The 339-nt window shown below is 59.6% G+C and carries 1 protein-coding gene; it reads left to right on the forward strand.

The annotated features are described in order from the left end of the window. A partial coding sequence (locus UB23_RS29805) for a cadherin-like domain-containing protein (protein WP_045061016.1) occupies positions 1–339 on the forward strand: 339 nt, incomplete at both ends.

A 339-nucleotide genomic window follows, 5' to 3' on the forward strand; every position in this document is an offset into this window, starting at 1 on the left:
ACGGCGATGTGACTGTCGTCAACTTCACTATCGGCACTAGCACTTACACCGCTGGTAGCACCGCGACCATCGCCAATGTCGGCACCTTGGTAATCGGGGCAAACGGGGCGTACACCTTCACCCCAGCCGCCAACTACAACGGCACCGTTCCAGTGGTCAGCTACACCGTCACTGACGGTTCCGGTAGCAATGTCACTTCGACCCTGAATATCAGCGTCACCCCGGTCGATGACAACTTCACCGATGCCAGCGAAACCGTGTCCACCCTTGAAGACACTGCCGTGACCGGCAGCGTCCTCACGGGTACCTCAAGCGTCGACGGCGACGTGACCGTGGTCA

Origin of the sequence: Pseudomonas sp. ES3-33 (genome assembly GCF_000952175.1) — a bacterium.
In the GTDB taxonomy this organism is placed as follows: domain Bacteria; phylum Pseudomonadota; class Gammaproteobacteria; order Pseudomonadales; family Pseudomonadaceae; genus Aquipseudomonas; species Aquipseudomonas gregormendelii.